The sequence below is a fragment of the Streptomyces sp. NPDC005576 genome (genome assembly GCF_042871745.1).
Classification (GTDB): Bacteria; Actinomycetota; Actinomycetes; order Streptomycetales; family Streptomycetaceae; genus Streptomyces.
The window spans coordinates 96,046-112,859 of the sequence record NZ_JBIAJC010000015.1 but is presented as its reverse complement, the minus strand read 5'-3'; the positions used below and the strand labels follow the sequence as shown (position 1 = coordinate 112,859).

The following is a 16,814-nucleotide window of genomic DNA, read 5'->3' as shown; positions in this document are numbered from 1 at the left end:
GAGCCTACTCAGCGCTTCTGGCGACTGCCGCTGGTTTTCCACCGACGTCCTGTGCCGTTCGGTGCCCGCCCGGTCTCTTGCCGTGCCCGGCAGGACAACACCCGCCCCGCTCAGGCCACTGCCGTCAGTCGGGGGGCGGCGTCGTGGGCCGGGAGGGTGAAGGTGTGGGCGCAGTCCCTCAGGAGCGGTGGGATCGCGAGGTGGGCGGGGCTCGGTTCGTCGGCCAGGTTGTGGTCGAGAAGGGTGTCGAAGAGACACTCCACGGCCGAGGGGGCGAGACCGGTGGCGGCGCAAGCCTGCGGAATGTCGTGGACGGCGGCCGGGTGCAGTGCGAGCGTCCGCATGAATTCTTGTGCGTCGTAGGACAGTTGACCGTAGGAGAGGGCCAGGACGGACATCAGGTCGCGGTCTGCCGTGCGCAGGAACGCGGTACGGCCCGCGCTCGTGCGCAGGCGGGCCATCACGTCCGGCACGGTCCACGAAGGGCGGTCGCGCAGGCGGGTCGCCGCGATGCGCAGGGCCAGCGGGTGGTGCCCGCACAGAGCGACCGTCCGATCGAGGGACGAGCCGGCGCAGGAGTCGCCCGCGATGCGGCGGAACAGGGTCTCCGCCTCCGCCGGGGCCAGCGTGCCCAGGGGCAGCGAGAGGGCGCCGTCCGTCGCGGTCAGCTTGCGGCGGGTGGTGATCAGGGCGAGCGTGGCGCCCGTGCCGGGCAGTAGTGGGTCCACCTGGGCCGCGTCGGCCGCGTTGTCGAGGACGAGCAGGGCGCGGCGGCCCGCGAGACGGGAGCGCCACATGGCGCTGCGCTCGGCAAGGCCGGCCGGGAGGGCATCGGCCGCGGCGCCGCCGGAGCGCAGCAGCACGCCCAGCGCCTCCTCGGGGGTGAGCGGTGTGCGCGCCGGACTGAAGCCGTGCAGGTCGACGTAGAACTGGCCGTCCGGGTGGCCCGTGGTGCGGCGGTGCGCGAAGTGGACGGCGAGTGCCGTCTTGCCGATGCCACCCATGCCGTCGATTACGACCGTGCGGGGAGAACCGGCGCTCTGGCCGTCGACGGCCGCAGCGAGCAGTGTCAGCTCGGTGGCACGGCCGGTGAAGTCGGGCAGGTCACGCGGCAGGTAGTTGTCCTGGCCGGAGCGGACGGCGGCGGGGCGGATGGCGGCGGGGCGGACGGTTGCGGGGTGGGTGGTGGCAGGGCGGACGGTTGCGGGGTGGGCGGGGGCGGGCCGGCTGGGCGCGGGCGCCTGGAGCTGCAACCGCGGGGCGTCCGCGAGGATCTCGGCCTGCAGGCGGCGCAGCCGTGGACCGGGTTCCAGGCCCAGTTCGTCGGCGAGCAGTCGGCGGCCCTCGTCGTAGACGGCGAGCGCGTCGGCCTGTCGGCCGCTCCGGTACAGCGCGAGCATCAGGCTGCCACGCAGGGCATCGCGCAGCGGGTGCCTGGCGGCCAGCGCGAACAGTTCGGCGACCAGGGAGCCGGTCTCACCGGCCGCGAGGCGTAGCTCCATCAACTCCTCGACTGCGGTGAGCCGTTGTTCGTCGAGTCCGGCCGCGAATGCGGTCACCGCCGGGCAGTCGATGCCGGCGAAGGCGTCGCCGCGCCACAGGTCGACCGCCGCCTGCAGCAGCCGCATCGCCTCGGCGTCGCGGCCCTCCCGCCGGGCGGCGCGGGCGGCACGGACCCAGTCGGTGAAGAGGTGCGCGTCCACCGCGTCTGCGGGCACGTCCAGGCGGTAGCCGACGTCCACCGTGATGAGTCCGGCACCTTCGGAGCCGGCCAGCGCGGCGCGCAGATCGCGGATCGCGTTGTGCACCTGGTGGCGGGCGGAAGCGGGCGGGTCCTGCCACAGCTCGTCCACCAGGGCGTCCATGGAGACCGCGTAACGCGCGTTCAGCAGCAGAAGAGCCAGAAGCCGGCGGCGGCGCATCCCGCGGAGCCGGACCGGCACCCCCGACTCACGCACTTCCACCGGTCCCAGAACCAGGAAATCCATTTCCCGCACCCCCGACGTTCCGCATCGTGCAGCGTGATTGCGACACTGATGACGCTAGGCGCGCGGGCTCCTCGTATTCAACGCGAGTACTCCCCAAGACACATGGCGTACCTCAAAAGACACACGACGGAACCGGGAATTCCCGCTTTACGTTCCCCACATGACACAGGCCCTTACGCCTCGCCTCTCTCCCTCGTCCCCCTCCGCCTTCACCGAGTTCGACGCCCCGTGGCCCTTCCTCCTCTCGACGGCCCGCACCGTGCGGCTGTGCCTGCGGGAGGCGCGCCCGCTGGTGCAGGTGATGTTCGTCCTGCGGTTCGTCACGGGTGCGCTGCTGACGGCGTCTGCCGCGCACCACCGGCCGGACGCCCCGCACCTGCTGATCGGCGCGGCCGCCTGGTGGGCGGCGACGGTGAGCGTCTACGTCTTCAACGGGGTGAGCGACCTGCGCGAGGACCGGGCCAACCGGTCCCAAAGACCCTTGGCCAGCGGCCGGTTGACCGAAGTGGCGGCCCGGCGGGCCGTGGTGGTGACCGCGCTGGCCGGGCTGCTGCTCAGTTGCGCGGCGGGGTGGAGGGTGGCCGAGGCCACCGCCGTCTTCCTCGCCCTGGGATACGCCTACTCCGCGCCGTCGATCGCCGCCAAGTGCCGTTCCTGGTCGGCCTCCGCGGTCACCTGCGCCGCCGCGGGCACCACCTATCTCGCCGGGGTGGCGTCCTCCGGCAGCGAACTCACAGCCGAGGCAGCCATCTTCGCCCTGGTGCTCTCGCTCGGCGTGGGGCTGATCGCGGCCGTCGCCAAGGACCTGGGCAGCACCCGGGGAGACGCACTCGCGGGCCGGCGCACCCTGGCCGTCATCCGCGGCGATCGCAGCGCCCGGCGCTTCTGCGCCGCCTCCGGCGGGGCGCTGACCCTGGCCCTCGCGGCCGGAGCCCTGTGGGTGCGCGAGCTGCCGCTCGACGCGGCCGCCGCCGCGTTCGCCGTGGGCGCCCTGTGCGTGGCAGGACGCTGCCTGCCGCCCCGGATGAAGGACGACCGTACGGAGAAATCCAACGTGCGTGCTCCGTACAGGAGTTGGATGGCCACCCAGTACGCCGTCCATCTGTCCGCGCTGGTCGCGCTCGTCTTGGCCTGAGCTTCTCGCACCCCTTGGGGAACTCGCCTTCTGATCGCGGGCCCCATACTATGATCGCGCCGGACGGGGGATTGTGGGGAGTCGTGCCGTCCTGGCCCTGACGACTCCTCATATCGAGGGGGCGCACCATGGAACTTTCCGCCGATCCGGCGGCCGACCGGTCCTGTCTGATCGACTCGTCCGTGGTCCGCTATGCCGACGGCCTGCGAGAGGCCGCCAATCCGCTGGTCCTGCGTCCGGAACTGTGGGTCTCCTGCGAGAGACAGGCCCGGCAGATCCTCGACGAGTGCATCGCCACCCTGCACGGCACGCCCGTACCGGTGGCGGCGGAGGCCGAACTGACCTCGATGGCGCTCGGTGTGCAGCGCTCCTTCGAGAAGGTCTCGCCGATCGACTCGGTGCACGCGGCCCGCGTCCTGTTCGACGTGGCGGTCGAGACGATGACCGAGGCCGCCACCCAACTCCCCGCCGAGGTCGCGCTCTCCCGGTTCCTGACCGCCGTACGCATGCTGCACAAGGGCATCTTCGCGCGGGTCAGCGCCGCCGCCATCGGCTACGAGTCGACGACCCTGCACAACGTCGGTCAGGCCAGCACCGCCCGCCGCCACCAGCTCGCCCGCGATCTGCACGACCACATCGGCAGCAGCATCAGCCTGGCGCTGCGCTGCCTCGACCTGTACACCATGGAGCAGGCGAAGGGGGTCACCTCCACCCGCGACCGGCTCCAGGACGCCCGGCAGGCGCTGCGCGACGTGTTCAGCTTCACCCGCACGATGGTCAGCGGACTGCGCGTCAACGAACTGCACGACGGCCTGAAGGAGGAGATCGACGCCTACAGCGCCGCCGCCTCCGACCGGCCGGCCGAAGTCGACTCCCGTATCGACGGCGACGAGTCCTGGCTGCCCGAACAGACTCGCCAGGAACTGTTCCTCGTGGTGCGTGAAGCCCTGCGCAATGCCTTCGCACACGCCAGGGCCAACCACATCGACGTCCTCGTCAGCGTCTTCCCCGACGCCGCGCACGCCACCGTCACCGACGACGGGGTCGGGCTGCCGGACCCGCGCGACGGTGACGGCACCGGCCTGACCGCCATGCGGCAGCGGGTGGCCGCCCTCGGGGGGACGCTGGAGCTGATCAGCCAGCCCGGTCAGGGGACGCGCGTCCAGCTCCGCATCCCGCTGGACGGCACCGGGGCGGGCGGCCGATGAGCGCGGCAGCGGACACCTCCGGCGACATCCGGGTGCTGGCCGTGGACGACCACCGGCTGCTGCGCGAGGCACTGTGCGAACTCCTGGAAATGTACGAGGGGTTGACGGTGGTCGCGCAGGCCGACGACGGGCCGAGCGGCGTACGGATGGCGGGCCTGCACCGGCCGGACCTCGTGCTGCTCGACGTGGAGATGCCGGGGCCCGGCCCGCTCGCCAACCTGCGGGGGATCCGCCAGGCGGCGCCCGAGGCGCGGATCATCATGCTGACGATGCACGACAACCGCCAGCTCATCGACTCGCTGTTGTCCGCGGGAGCCGTGGGCTACCTCCACAAGGAGGCCGACCGGGATGTCCTGGTCGCCGCGATCCGCAGCGCGATGGCGGGCGGCAGGACGATGTTCCTGCCGCGCAAGCCGAGCGGCTCGGGGCCCGAGCGGGAGCCGGCGCCCGCCGACACGCTCACCCTTCGCGAGCGGGAGCTGATGGAGCTGGTCGCGCAGGGACTGAGCAACCGGCAGATCGGCACCCGCCTGGGAATCACGGAGGGCACGGTCAAGCGCCATCTGCGCAACATCTTCGACAAGCTCGGCGCCACCTCCCGGCTGGACGCGGTCAACCGGGTCCAGCCGCTGCGCGGTTACTGAGCCGCGGCGACCCGTGCCGCCTTCTCCCGGCGATCGGCGATCAGCAGCGCGACGGCCGGGGCGAGGGTGAGCGCGTACACGGCGAGCAGCAAGCCGAAGGAATCGGCGAACGCGGCCGGTACGAGCCCGTGATGGGACCGCGCGGCCCGGTCCAGGACGACCGTGACCACGGCGAGGGCGAAGGTGCCGCCGATCCGCTGGACCAGGTTGAGCTGCGTGGAGGCGTCCGGGATGGAGCGCGGCTCGACCGACTCGAAGGCGCGGGTCATGGCCGGCACGATGGTCAGGCCCGTGCCCAGGCCCCGGACCGCGAGCGCCGCGCACAGCAGTACGTACGACGTGCTGGACGACAGGGCGGTCAGCGGCACGGTCGCCAGCATGGTGAGGACGATCCCGATCACGACGGTGGTACCGCCGCCGATCTTCTTCATGATCGGGCGGCAGGCGAGGCCCGCGACGACGACTCCGGTACCACCCGCAGACATCAGCAGACCCGTGGTGACGGCGCTCTCGCCGCGAGCCGACTCGAAGTACAGCGGGATCAGCATCATGGGGGAGAAGAGGACGAAGCCGAGGCAGAAGATGTTGATCGCGGCCGTGCGGTAGACGCGGTGCGCGAACAGGCGAAGGTCCAGCAGCGGTGCTGCGGCGCGCAGTTGGTGACGTACGAAGACGGCGCCGCTCGCCAGGCCCACCACCAGCGGGACCAGGAAGGCGGGGCTGGCGGACAGGCCCGTCTCGGAGAAGGCGTGCACGGCGAGGACGACACCGACCGTGCAGGCGGAGGCGGTCAGCAGCCCCAGCACGTCGAGCGGGCGGCCACCGCCCGGGACGGCCGGGGCGTCCTTGCGGACGCGGCGCAGCGCCACCACCAACAGCACCGCGCACAGCGGGAGGTTGACCGCATAGACCGCCCACCAGTCCCAGGCGTTGACCAGGAGGCCGCCGACGGTGGGGCCGAGCAGCGGGCTGATCAGCATGACGCTGCCGTTCAGCGCCTGCACCTGGCCGAGGCGTTCACGCGGCATGCCGCTGGTGAGCAGGATGGTGGCGACCGGGACGAGTACGCCGGCGGCGGCGCCGGACAGGGCGCGCGCGGCGATCAGTTCGGGGAGTGTCGTGCTGAAGGCGCAGGCGGCCGAGCCGATCGCGAACACGGCGACGGAGGCGATGAAGGTGCGGCGGGTGCCGAAACGGGAGGCCAGCCAGCCCGCGGCCGGCATCAGGGCGACCAGGGCCAGCAGGTAGGCGGTGACGACCCATTGGACCTGGGTGATGGCGCCGAAGCGGGCGGAGGTATCGGCCAGCGAGACGTTGACGATGGTGGTGTCGAGCTGGGCGACGAAGGCTCCGCCCACGGCCACGGCGATGGTGAAGATCGCGGTGCGGGTGGCCGCCGCGGCCGCGGGGTCACGGCCCGCCGCCGGGCCTCGGTCCGTAGCGGAAGCCGCGTCGGCCCCGGAAGCCGCGTCGGCCTCGGGAGCGGCGTCGGCCTCAAGAGCCGCGTCGGTCTCAGGAGTCGGCTCCGCCGGAATGGCGTTCGTCGCGGGGGAAGGGTCCGCCGGGGGTGTCGGGTCCGCCACGGGGGCGGGCTCCGCCACGGGGGTCGGGTCCGCCGCGGGCGCCGGGGGCTCGGTTCTCTGGTCCAGGGACATACGGAGTCGTCCTTCGGGTGGGTGGTGGACCGGACCTCGGGTCCGGTCGGGGACGGGGCTTTCGTGATCGGGTGGGGGCGCCGTGAGCGGAGCGCTCCTGGCGACCCGGCAGGCGGTGTATCAGGTCGGGGAGGGCGGCCACGCCGAGGATCAGCGCGCCGTGCCGAGGCAGGCTTCGTCTGCCGGGACCGGCTCGTCCGCCAGGACCGGGTCGTCCGCCGAGGCAGGCTCGTCCGCCGGAACCGGGTCGTCCGCCGGGGCGCCGGCTCAGCCGGAGCTCAAGGCCTCGGCGATGTCGTCCAGGATCGCCCCGGCCTTCTCCCGGGCACCCGAACGGTCGCGGCAGGCCAGGGTCAGCTCGGTGCTGTCGCCCACGCGGCAGGCGCTCAGGAACATCTCGGCGTACGGGACCAGCATCGGCAGGGTGGAGAAGGAGTGGGCGCGGAAGGCCGGCGTCGAGAAGGCCCGCGGGTCGACCTCGCCGTGGTCGGAGATGATCGCCGTGCAGGGGAAGCGGGTGCCGTCGAACGCGCGGGCCTCGCTCAGGTTGTTGGCGAACGGATTGTCGCGCAGGAAGTCACGGTCGAGGATGGCGACCTCGGTCTTGGAGATCAGGGCGCGGACCAGCGTGGAGTGGACACGTTTCCAGGCGTCGTCGCGGCGCAGGTCGAGGACGAGTTGCGAGGTCAGGTTCGCGGTGGAGCGCGTCGTGGTGTCGTGGCGGCGCAGGTCCACCGGGACGATCAGGCGGCCGGTGTCCGTGGTGAGGTGGCGGGAGAGCGCCGCCGCGGCGCGTGCGGTGACCCCGGACGGGGCGGCGGGCACCCGGCGGCTCAGCCACAGGGGCCGGTCGCCCGCGGGCCCCTGGCCGATGATGGCGGGCAGTCCGGTGAGACGGGTGGCCTTGGGGGCCGGGCGGACGTCGCCCGCCGCCGCGCGGAAGTGCGCGTCGTCCACCGTGTCCGGACAGCCGGCCAGGTCCTCGTCGCGCAGGGCCCGGAAGAGATCCGCGATCCACTGCCGCAGACCGCGCCCGTCGGTGACGATGTGGCTGACCCGGACGACGAGCCGGGTGGTCCCCCCGTCACGGATCAGGCCCAGTTCGCAGACGGGTCCGGTGACCACCGACAGATCGCGGTGGAAGAACGGGTGGTCGAGACCGGTGCCGGTGGGCAGTTCCACGACCTCGGGGGCGGTGCCGTCGGCGCGCCAGAGCGCGCCCCGGCGGCGTACCGCGAGGCCGGGGCTCGCCTCGGTCGCCGCGCGCGAGGCCCGACGCAGCGCGACCGCGTCGAGTGTTCCCTCGCCCTCGATCACCATCTGGATGAGCTGCGGGGTGCCGGTCGCGGCGGCGTTGAGGTAGCCCCGTTCGATCGGGGAGATGCGGCGGGTGTACGGCCGCGCGGCGGTGAGGGTCATTCCTCCTCCAGGTGGTGGAAGCGCACCGGGGCCGGTGCGTCGCAGGCGAGGGCGAGGTGCAGGGGCGGTTCGCCCTCGGGCCGCAGGACGACGGAACGCACCTCGTAGGTACCGGTGTTCGTGGGCCGCCAGCCCGGCTGCCACGGAGGCAGCCGGGTTCCGGCGAAGGTCTCCTTCGTCAGGTGCGAGGCCTTGATGAGCGCCTCGCACTCGGCGAAGTCCCTGATCGTGGCCGGCTCCTCACGCCCGAGCAGGTCACCGAGCCAGCGCAGGGCGTACGGCCGGTCGCGCTCGTCCTGGATGTCCACGCCGATGGCGCGGCCGGCGGGTGCGAAGGCCACGGCGCTGTAGGTGCCGACGTGCGCCACCGAGGCGGACAGGTCCAGGGCGGGCACCGACCAGCGCTTGAGGCTGTCCCGCGCCAGGTCGCCGGCGGTGATCCGGATTCCGTACGTCGTGTCGAGCGCCCCGACGATCAGGGAGCGGCCCGAGGCGGACAGCCGGTGCCCCATCCGGTCGCGGGGCAGCCCGCGGTGCCGGGAGACCAGAACGTTGACCGCCTCCCCGACCGCCTCCCCGACCGTCTCCCCCACCGCCTCCCTCACGGCCGCCGGCCCGTCCGGCGCCAGCGTGTACCCGTTCAGTCCCGGATCGAGGAGCAGTCCCATCAGGGCGCCCATCACGCCTCCGGGTCGAAGACGGCCGCCGCGTAGCTGCCGCCGTACGCGAAACTCGACAGGAGCACGGGGCCGGGGGTGCCGGCGCCGGTGAGGGCTGCGACCAGGCCGAGGGCGCCCGCGCTGCCGTAGGTCTCGCCCAGCAGGGCCTTGGGGGCGAGGACCGGTCGGCCTTCGAGGCCGGTGTGGCGCAGGGCCGCCCGCTGTGCGAGGTCGACCAGGGGGTGGCCGGACGCGGCCGAGACGACCGTGCCGATGCCCTCCGGTCCGAGCTCCGCTTCGGCGAGCGCTGAGCGCAGGGCGCGTCCCCAGGCCGCGCCGTCCCTGGAGATGCGGCCGATGCCGGCCGATTCGCCACTGGCGCCGAAGCCGCGGACCCGCGCCAGGACGTCGGCGCCCCGGTCCCGGGCCGCCTCCCGGCTCTCCAGCAGGATCGCGGCGGCGCCCTCGCTGAGGACGGTGCCGGTGCGCCCACCGGGTACGACGTGCGCGGACCGGGCGTAGCCGGGCAGCGCCGCCTGGGTGGCGAGGGCCTGCTCGGGGAACTCGTCGGCGACCACCACCATGATTCGCTCGGCGGCGCCGCGGGCGATGACCCTGGCGGCGAGCTGGAGCGCGAGCACGGAGCTGGTGCCGCCGTTGGCGATGGTCGCGGTGTAGCCGCGGAAGCGGTGCAGCATCGCGACATGGCCGGCGGCGGCATTGACGACGGTGTTGGCGAACAGGGACGGGTTGGCACCGGTGATGCCCGAGCGCACCACGCCCTCGTGGAACCGCAGGACCGAGGTCACCGGACCGTACCCGGTGGCGAAGACGACGCCGGTCGACTCCGCCACGGCCCGCGACGGTTTGCCGTGCCGGGCGTACAGGTCGTTCACGGCGGAGGCGGCGAGCAGGCTCAGCGGGTCCATGCGACGGGCCCGGCTGGGGTTCGTGCCGCGCGAGGCGGCCTTGATGTCGACCCGGCCGACAGGCACCCTGCCGATGCCGGCGACCTCCTCGAAGGTGTCGAAGCAAGGACGCCCCCCGGCGAAGGCCGCGCTGATCGCCTCGGTGCCGCCCGCCGTTCCGGCCAGGCCGGCGACCCCGGTGACGACGACCTCCTGGACCGCCTCGCGGCGCGGCGGCCTGGAGCCGGTACGGCCGGGCCGGTTGAGGACGACGGAGGCGTTGTTGCCGCCGAACGCGAAGGAGTTCGACACCACCACATCGGGGCGCGCGTCGCGGCCGGTGTCCGGGATGACGTCCAGGCCGTACGGAGAGGCGACGCCCCGGGTGTTGATGGTGGGCGGCAGCGTGCCCCGGTCGATGGCCAGGGTGCTCACCACGGCCTCGACCGCGCCGGCCGCGCCGAGGGTGTGGCCGAGGATCGACTTGGTGGAGCTGGCCGCCGGTATCTCCTGGCCGAACAGGAGCTTCAGCGCCTTGGGTTCGGAGGCGTCGTTGGCGGGGGTGCCGGTGCCGTGCAGGTTGAGGTAGTCCACGTCGGCGGGGGTGAAGCCCGCCGTGTCGAGGGCCTGTGCCATGGCGGCGCAGGCGCCCTTGCCGCTGGGGTCGGGCGCGGTCTGGTGGTAGCCGTCGCAGGACAGGCCGTACCCGCCCAGCTCCGCGAGGACACGGGCGCCGCGCCCCTCGGCTCGCTCCACCGACTCCAGGACCATGAATCCGGCGCCCTCGCCGAGGGTGAGTCCGGTGGAGGCGGACAGCGGCGAGCACGGCTCGGCGTCCAGCGCGCCGAGCGCGCTGAACCCGTAGGCGGACAGCTCCGCCAGCGGGTCGACGCCGCCGCACACGACGTAGTCGACGTCGCCCTTCCACAGCAGCTCGGCGGCGTAGCCGAGGGCGACGGCACTGGCCGCACAGGCGTTGGAGAGGACCACGCGCGGGCCGCGCAGATCGAACTCCGACGCGATGTAGTCGCCCACACAGGGCAGTTGGGAAGCGACAGCCTGCCCGACGTCCAGTCGGCCCTCCAGGACGAAGGTGCGGTGGGTGGCCTCCAGCGTCGGCATGGCGCCGAGGCTGGAGCCCACCACGACGGCCACCCGGTCGCGGTCCACGGTTGCGAGGTCGAGGCCGCTGCCGTGCAGGGCCTCGCGGATCGCGGTGGCCGCGAGCGCGTAGCAGCGGTCCAGGTGGGCGGGCTGCTCGGCGGTGGCCATGCCCGCCCAGTCGGTGAGCAGCTCGGAGGTGTCGAAGAGGGTGTTGGTGCGGATGCCGGTGGTGCCGGCCGCGATCGACGACCAGCTCTTCTCCACGTCGTCACCAGCTCCGGTGATCAGCCCCAGACCTGTCAGGGCAATGTTCGCAGGTGTCATGACCCGGCCTTTCAGGCGATCTTGACGGTGAGGGAGCGGGCGATGACCCGGGGCAGGGTCGCGGTGCGCACCGGGCGCTCGTCGCCCGCCTCGTCCGCGGCGGTCAGCTCCAGTCCCGGCACCCAGAAGGGGTTGTCGAGCAGGGCCAGGACCAGCTCCTCCTCCGGGTTGGCGGCCGGCGCCTGGTGCAGGACGGTGCCGACCTCCTGACCGGCCGCGGTGACCGGCGTACCGGCTGCGAAGCGGCTGCCGACCGGGGCGACGAGCGCGGTGAGGCGCGCCTCGGACCCGGTCGGCGCGGTCAGCTCGTCGGAGCCGTGGAACTCGCCGATCCGGCTCCAGTCGATCATCCAGGCCAGGTCGGCCTCGCCGACGCCCAGTTCACCGAATCCGGCGCTGTACACGCCCATCCCGGCCTCGGTCTGCACCCGGAAGAGGCCGTCCTCACCGATCTCGGCGCCGCCCTTGTCGGCGACGCCCGTGAGCACTGCCTCGTGGGCGGCCTGCGGGGCGTCGGAGAGCAGCAGGTAGCCGTACTCTCCGGTGGTGCCGACGCGGGCCAGGTGGGCGGTGGCGCCGGGAACGTCGAGGGTGGACTCGGTGACGGCGTGCAGGGTCAGGCCGGAGATGTCGAAGTCCACGAAGCCGGCCGCGACGGACCAGGCCACGGGTCCCTCGAAGGCGGTGGCGCCCCAGCCGTCGGGGGAGATCTCGACGGTGACGCCGGCGGAGGCGTCGAACCGGCCGAGGTAGGTGCCGAGCTCGTCGGCCGTGACGGCGGTGCGCGGCAGCAGCCACGACTCCTCGCCGATCTCGAAGTGCAGCAGGATCGCGAACGGCGTGCCGTCGGCGTTCAGCGCCAGCACCTCACGGACCGAGTCGGGCTCCACGTAGTCGGCGGACTTGGCGAGGAAGCCGTCCAGGAAGGTCAGCCGGTCGTCGCCGGTCAGTCTGACCAGCGGGGCGGTGACGCGGTAGGCGCCGACGGCGGTGCGCAGGGTGGCGTAGTCCTCGATGGCGGTACGGACGGCCGGGGCGATGGTGGTGGCGGTCATGATCTGTCGTTGCCTTTCGGGTCGGTGGCTCAGAAGGAAAGGGGTACGTCGTGTACGGAGAGCAGCCAGGAGCTCTCCCGTGCGGCGGACACTCCGCCGACGAGCAGGCCCGACGGCGAGGCGCGCAGCACCAGTTCGTCGTGCGGACCGCCGGCGGGGGCGCAGTGCAGCCACCGCCCGTCGGAGAGCCGGACGGCCGCCCGGCGGGCCCACACCTGGCGGAAGTCACCGGAGTTCAGCTCCCAGCGCTCGCCGTCCGAGTCGAGGACGACGGCCGTCTTGAGCGGCGTCTGCGGGGTGAGCCAGACCACGCTCTCGCGGTCCGTCCCGCCCGCCCGGACGTCGACGCGGATCCCGTCGCCGTCGGCGGCGATCTCCCAGTCGAGGCCGGTTTCCGGGGCGTGGAGGCCGAGCGGGTGCTTCGCCTCCCAGGCGCCGGGGGCAGGCACGCCCCAGCCGAGCCCGGCGGCCCGGTCGTGGCGGCTGTTCTCGTGGGTCACCCACAGGCCCGCGGACCAGTGGGGGTTGTAGCCGTAGGAGCGGGTGCGGGGGTAGGGGCTGCGCAGCACCTTGGTGGTGCCCTCCCGCCAGACGGTGACGCCTCCCGCGGCGGCGTGCGCCTCCAGGCGGCGCGTGGTGTCCGCGCCGCTCGGACGGATGGTGGTGCGCATCCGGGCCACGCCGTCCGCGCCGGGTTCCGGGCGGCGCTCCAGGAGCGTGCTGTGGACCAGCCGCAGGGGGCCGTCCACCGGCAGCGAGACGCGTACGTCCCGCCCCCGCCATGTCAGCTCCGCGCCTTCCTGGACGGTCCGGGAGGCGGCGACGATCTCGGAGGCGTCGCGCACCCCCTGGCCCAGCCCGATCGGGTGGGCCTGTCCTTCGGCATCGGTGAAGACGCCTTGGCGCAGGCCCACGGTCTGGAAGATCCGGCCGGTCGCGGAGCCGGTGCGGGTGAACTCCTGGAGCAGACCGGTGCCGTCCAGGGTGAAGGTGCCGGTGACCGTGGCGTCACCGTCCCGCTCGGTGACCCGCACCCCGCCCTCGACGGGCTCCAGGGTGAGGTCGCGGGGCTCGCCCTCGCGCCAGCCGGCCGGGCGGTCGGCCCGGCAGCTCGGCCAGGTCGAGACGAGTACCGGGCCGCGGTGCCCGGCCACGAGGACGCTCAGCGTGCCGTCCTCCCCGTCCACCTCACAGGTGAGGCCGGACTCGGTGAACCGGTACGGCGCCACTCCGCGCGGGGCCCGCACCTCGTACGGAGGCCGGGTGATGCGCAGCGCCCGAACCGTGCCGTCGGGCTCGATGATGCGGGCCTCGCGCACGGCGCCCCGGTCCACGTCCACGGACGCGTCTATCCGGAACTCGCCGAGCGCCAGGCTGTAGTCGACGGTGCGGACCCCGTCCACCACCCGCACGTCCGAGCGCAGCTCGTCGTCGCGGGACTCGGTGACGGACGCGAAGCTGGTCAGGCTGCCGAGGGCCGCCGTGGCCCGCTCGCCCAGGTCGGCGAGGACGCCGCGTACGACGAGCGGGATGTAGTTGTGCAGCTCCACGTTGCCGTCCTCGCCGGGGACGGCCCGGCCCACCGAGACGCAGCCGACGCGCCGGTAGAGCCGGAAAGCCACGGTGTTGGCCGGGTTGACGGTCAGCCGCAGCACCAGGCAGCCGGTGCGCATCATCCACTCGACGGCTTCGGTGAACAGCCGCCCGGTGACCAAGCCGCCCCGGTGGGCGGGATGGACGAAGAACATGTCCGCGATGAGTTCACCCGCCCGGCCCGAGCGCCGGCCGGTGTTGTGGAAGAGGCCGAACGTACCCACGACCCGATCGTCGTCCTCGGCCACCAGGAACGTCGCCGTCTCCCGCTCGGCCAGCTCGTGGGCGAGTTCGGTGCCGCTGACACCCCCGGCGACCGGGTTGGGGTTGTCGCGGTGACGGTTGTAGAGCTCCGCGATGGCGTGCGCGTCGCCCTCCTGGTACGGGCGGATCGTGAGGGCCATGACCACACCTCCTTCTGTCGGTCTTGTGGCTTTGGTTGGTTGTCTCTCCTGAGAGAGAGGGGGAGTTCAGCCCTTACGGCCGGTGGTGACGACGAGCGTCCCGGCGGCGGCGAGTTCGGTTCCGACGCTCGCCCGCACCTTCACCTGGCGCAGTCCTCCGAGGCGCTGCCCGAGCTTGGCCTCCAGCGTGAGCTGGTCCCCGGGGACGACGAGCCGGGAGAACTTCATGGTGCTGATGGAGCCGAGGTAGCCGACGCTTCGCGAGGCGTCGTCCCCTCCGGTGCCCTCGGCGCTTTCGAGGATCTCCGCGACGTAGACGACGGCGACGAGCTGGGCCATCGACTCGACGATCATCACGCCCGGCATGATCGAGTGGTCCGGGTAGTGCCCGGCGAAGAACGGCTCGTTGACGGAGACGCTCTTGATGCCGCGGCCCGAGACGCCCGGGACGACGTCGTAGGCCCGGTCGATCATCAGCATCGGCCAGCGGTGCGGCAGCATCTGCTTGATGTCGTCGGACGAGTAGCTCAGGGCCTTGCGCACCGGCGCGGGGGCCTGCGTTTCGAGGAGTGTGGTCGCGGAGCTCACGCGGCGGTCTCCCGGTCCTCGATGAAGTCGACGAGGGCGTTGATGGAGCCGAAGGCCTCGAAGTCGTCGTCGCTGATCAGCACGTCGAACTCGTTGTTGACCATGACGACGATCTCCAGCGTGTCCAGCGAGTCCATCTCCAGGCCCCGGCCGAACAGCGGCTGGTTGTCGGAGACGAAGGCCGGCTCGACTTCGAGCCCGAGCCGGTCGATGATCATCGACTTGACCTTCATGTTCTTGCCGAGACGGGCCTCGGCCTGGGTGCGGATGTCCTCGAAGGTGGCGGTGGACATAGTGGGTCTCTCCTGTGAATCGGTTGGTGATGCGGTCAGTTGGGGATCATTCCGCCGTCGACGGTCAGCACCTTTCCGGTGATGTACGAAGCGGCGGACGAGGCCATGAAGACAGCGGCCTGGGCGACCTCGGCAGGGGTGCCGGTGCGGCCGAGCGGGATCACCTGGAGGGCTTCCTTCAGGTGGGCCGGGGGGACCTTCTTGACCATGTCGGTGTCGATGAACCCCGGGGCGACGACGTTGACGCGGATACCGCGCGGCGCCACCTCGTACGAGAGGGTCTTGGCCAGGGCGATCACTCCGCCCTTGCTGGCGGCGTAGTTGGCCTGGCCGGCCCGGCCGGCGATTCCACTGGTGGAGGCGATCAGGACGATGGAGCCACCACTCGCGTACATCTGCTTGGTGGCCTCGCGGGCGGTGAGGAAGGAGCCGGTGAGGTTGGTGCCGATGACTTCCTGCCACTTGGCACTGCTCATGGCCGCGAGGTGGCCGTCGGCGGTCACGCCGGAGTTGAGGACGGCGACCTGGATCGGCCCCCACTCGGTGCGGATCCGCTTGAACATCGCGATGACCTGGGCCTCGTCACCGACATCGGCCTGAACGAGAAGGGCCTCGCGGCCCAGGGCGCGGATCCGTGTCGCGACCGACTCCGCCTTGGCTTCGCTGGAGTGGTAGTTGAGGACGACGTCGCAGCCCTGCTCCGCGAGCGCGAGCGCGGTGGCCGCGCCGATGCCGCGCGAGGCGCCGGTGACCAGGGCCCGGGTGCCCTCGGGAAACAGGATGCTCATGCCCCGACTCCCGCCATGGCGGCGGTGACCCGGTGCGAGCCGGGGTCGAAGCCGTCCGCCTCGCTGCCGATGCCGTCCCGATTGGCCGCCGTGAGGATCGTCCGGGCGACGGCGAGGTCGAGGATGCCGAGACCGAAGGGGGAGAAGACGACGGTCCCCCGGGTCTCCGGTCCCTCGCTCCGGCCGAGCACGGTGGCTATCTCGGCGCCCACGAAGCGGCGGTGCCCCACCTCCTGCTCGGCGCGGTGCAGCGAGGTCCCTTCGCGCATCACGTGCTCGATGTCGTCGACCACGTTGTAGGCGTTCAGGACGGAGTCCGTGCTCAGGTCGCGCAGCGACAGGTGCAGGATCACCTGACGCTCGGGGCGGTCGGGGTGGGCGGCGAGGTCGAGCCAGTAGCTGGAGTCGGTGGTGGCGACGGAGACCGTGCCGGCGCGCAGCGCGTCGTCGACGCCACCGGCCACGAAGCTGATCTCCGGTCGCTCCTGGGCCAGTTGGGCGGCGAAGGTGGCCGCGCGACCGGGCACCGCGTCCTGGACGGTGACCGTGCGCAGCTCCGGGTGGACCAGCACGAGGAAGTCCAGGACGCGCCGGTTGATGGTGCCGCAGCCGATCAGCCCGGCCGTGCGCACCGGGCGGTCGCCGTGCAGGGTGCTGCTCGCGAGGGCGGCCGACGCCGCGGTGCGGGACGCCGATATCTGGCTGGCCTCCAGGACCGCGGTCGGGTAGCCGGTGCGCAGGTCGTTGAGGATCTGCACCGACGAGGCGCGCTGCAGACCCCGCTCGACGTTGGCCGGGAACGAGGAGATCCACTTCAGGCCCATGACGGGCTCGGGTCCGCCCAGGTAGGCGGGGAGCGAGATGATGCGGGAGCCGTCGTCGCCGGGCGGGCGCAGGAACCCGGAGAACGGCACCTCCGAGCGGCCCTGGCCGTGCAGCACGTACGCGGTGCGTACCGCGTCGAGCACGGCGGGGTCGAGGCCGCTGAGCGCGGCGGCGACGTCCTCGCGACCGAGGATTCTCATGACAGGTCAATTCCTCTGCGTGAA

General features: G+C 72.6%; 14 protein-coding genes. 3 read left to right on the top strand and 11 right to left on the bottom strand.

Annotation, left to right across the window (positions count from 1 at the left end):
- Positions 1-110: 110 nt before the first annotated feature.
- Complete coding sequence (locus ACFYPN_RS25955) at positions 111-1,988, bottom strand: BTAD domain-containing putative transcriptional regulator (RefSeq protein WP_358759514.1); 1,878 nt, start codon at positions 1,986-1,988, stop codon at positions 111-113.
- Positions 1,989-2,148: 160 nt separating this feature from the next.
- Between ACFYPN_RS25955 and ACFYPN_RS25950 the strand changes: the two genes are divergently transcribed.
- From ACFYPN_RS25950 to ACFYPN_RS25940, 3 genes are all read left to right on the top strand, one after another.
- The gene (locus tag ACFYPN_RS25950; protein WP_358759513.1) at positions 2,149-3,123 is read left to right on the top strand and encodes a UbiA family prenyltransferase; all 975 of its coding nucleotides are present in this window, start codon (positions 2,149-2,151) and stop codon (positions 3,121-3,123) included.
- 128 nt (positions 3,124-3,251) lie between these two features.
- A complete protein-coding gene (locus ACFYPN_RS25945; protein ID WP_358759511.1) occupies positions 3,252-4,331 on the top strand; it encodes an ATP-binding protein in 1,080 nt (359 codons plus the stop codon).
- Positions 4,328-4,975, top strand: a complete 648-nt coding sequence (locus ACFYPN_RS25940; RefSeq protein ID WP_358759509.1) for a response regulator transcription factor — start codon at positions 4,328-4,330, stop codon at positions 4,973-4,975. Before ACFYPN_RS25945 ends, ACFYPN_RS25940 begins: the two co-directional genes overlap by 4 nt.
- Here the strand turns inward: ACFYPN_RS25940 and ACFYPN_RS25935 are convergent.
- The 10 genes from ACFYPN_RS25935 to sbnB form a co-directional block, all read right to left on the bottom strand.
- Complete coding sequence (locus tag ACFYPN_RS25935; protein WP_389301391.1) at positions 4,969-6,630, bottom strand: DHA2 family efflux MFS transporter permease subunit; 1,662 nt, start codon at positions 6,628-6,630, stop codon at positions 4,969-4,971. The genes ACFYPN_RS25940 and ACFYPN_RS25935 overlap by 7 nt on opposite strands.
- 267 nt (positions 6,631-6,897) lie before the next feature.
- Positions 6,898-8,049, bottom strand: coding sequence for a hypothetical protein (locus ACFYPN_RS25930; RefSeq protein WP_358759505.1), 1,152 nt, complete (start codon positions 8,047-8,049; stop codon positions 6,898-6,900).
- Positions 8,046-8,729, bottom strand: coding sequence for a hypothetical protein (locus ACFYPN_RS25925; RefSeq protein ID WP_389301388.1), 684 nt, complete (start codon positions 8,727-8,729; stop codon positions 8,046-8,048). Before ACFYPN_RS25925 ends, ACFYPN_RS25930 begins: the two co-directional genes overlap by 4 nt.
- Positions 8,729-11,044: a beta-ketoacyl synthase N-terminal-like domain-containing protein gene (locus tag ACFYPN_RS25920; RefSeq protein WP_389301385.1), complete on the bottom strand. Its 2,316-nt coding sequence runs from the start codon at positions 11,042-11,044 to the stop codon at positions 8,729-8,731. The genes ACFYPN_RS25925 and ACFYPN_RS25920 overlap by 1 nt, the downstream gene beginning before the upstream one ends.
- A gap of 11 nt (positions 11,045-11,055) precedes the next feature.
- The gene (locus tag ACFYPN_RS25915; RefSeq protein WP_358759500.1) at positions 11,056-12,099 is read right to left on the bottom strand and encodes an aminomethyl transferase family protein; all 1,044 of its coding nucleotides are present in this window, start codon (positions 12,097-12,099) and stop codon (positions 11,056-11,058) included.
- A 29-nt stretch (positions 12,100-12,128) separates the two neighbouring features.
- Positions 12,129-14,096 (bottom strand): GNAT family N-acetyltransferase, encoded by a 1,968-nt coding sequence (locus ACFYPN_RS25910; RefSeq protein ID WP_358759498.1) that lies wholly within the window; start codon positions 14,094-14,096, stop codon positions 12,129-12,131.
- Positions 14,097-14,162: 66 nt separating this feature from the next.
- A complete protein-coding gene (fabZ, locus tag ACFYPN_RS25905) occupies positions 14,163-14,684 on the bottom strand; it encodes a 3-hydroxyacyl-ACP dehydratase FabZ (RefSeq protein WP_358759496.1) in 522 nt (173 codons plus the stop codon).
- Positions 14,681-14,977, bottom strand: coding sequence for an acyl carrier protein (locus ACFYPN_RS25900; protein ID WP_266706315.1), 297 nt, complete (start codon positions 14,975-14,977; stop codon positions 14,681-14,683). Before ACFYPN_RS25900 ends, fabZ begins: the two co-directional genes overlap by 4 nt.
- A 35-nt stretch (positions 14,978-15,012) precedes the next feature.
- Positions 15,013-15,765 carry an SDR family NAD(P)-dependent oxidoreductase gene (locus ACFYPN_RS25895; RefSeq protein ID WP_358759494.1) on the bottom strand — a complete coding sequence of 251 codons (753 nt, stop codon included), beginning with the start codon at positions 15,763-15,765 and terminating at the stop codon, positions 15,013-15,015.
- On the bottom strand, positions 15,762-16,790 hold the full coding sequence (gene sbnB, locus ACFYPN_RS25890) for a 2,3-diaminopropionate biosynthesis protein SbnB (protein ID WP_358759492.1): 1,029 nt from the start codon (positions 16,788-16,790) through the stop codon (positions 15,762-15,764). The genes ACFYPN_RS25895 and sbnB overlap by 4 nt, the downstream gene beginning before the upstream one ends.
- Positions 16,791-16,814: the final 24 nt, after the last annotated feature.

Bases quoted from the DNA above. Each gene is read 5' to 3' on its own strand.
- ACFYPN_RS25895 (WP_358759494.1), bottom strand. From the start codon at position 15,765: ATGAGCATCCTGTTTCCCGAGGGCACCCGGGCCCTGGTCACCGGCGCC.
- ACFYPN_RS25920 (WP_389301385.1), bottom strand. From the start codon at position 11,044: ATGACACCTGCGAACATTGCCCTGACAGGTCTGGGGCTGATCACCGGA.
- ACFYPN_RS25950 (WP_358759513.1), top strand. From the start codon at position 2,149: ATGACACAGGCCCTTACGCCTCGCCTCTCTCCCTCGTCCCCCTCCGCC.
- ACFYPN_RS25930 (WP_358759505.1), bottom strand. From the start codon at position 8,049: ATGACCCTCACCGCCGCGCGGCCGTACACCCGCCGCATCTCCCCGATC.
- ACFYPN_RS25910 (WP_358759498.1), bottom strand. From the start codon at position 14,096: ATGGCCCTCACGATCCGCCCGTACCAGGAGGGCGACGCGCACGCCATC.
- ACFYPN_RS25955 (WP_358759514.1), bottom strand. From the start codon at position 1,988: ATGGATTTCCTGGTTCTGGGACCGGTGGAAGTGCGTGAGTCGGGGGTG.
- ACFYPN_RS25935 (WP_389301391.1), bottom strand. From the start codon at position 6,630: ATGTCCCTGGACCAGAGAACCGAGCCCCCGGCGCCCGCGGCGGACCCG.
- ACFYPN_RS25900 (WP_266706315.1), bottom strand. From the start codon at position 14,977: ATGTCCACCGCCACCTTCGAGGACATCCGCACCCAGGCCGAGGCCCGT.
- ACFYPN_RS25945 (WP_358759511.1), top strand. From the start codon at position 3,252: ATGGAACTTTCCGCCGATCCGGCGGCCGACCGGTCCTGTCTGATCGAC.
- ACFYPN_RS25940 (WP_358759509.1), top strand. From the start codon at position 4,328: ATGAGCGCGGCAGCGGACACCTCCGGCGACATCCGGGTGCTGGCCGTG.
- ACFYPN_RS25915 (WP_358759500.1), bottom strand. From the start codon at position 12,099: ATGACCGCCACCACCATCGCCCCGGCCGTCCGTACCGCCATCGAGGAC.
- sbnB (WP_358759492.1), bottom strand. From the start codon at position 16,790: ATGAGAATCCTCGGTCGCGAGGACGTCGCCGCCGCGCTCAGCGGCCTC.
- ACFYPN_RS25925 (WP_389301388.1), bottom strand. From the start codon at position 8,729: ATGGGCGCCCTGATGGGACTGCTCCTCGATCCGGGACTGAACGGGTAC.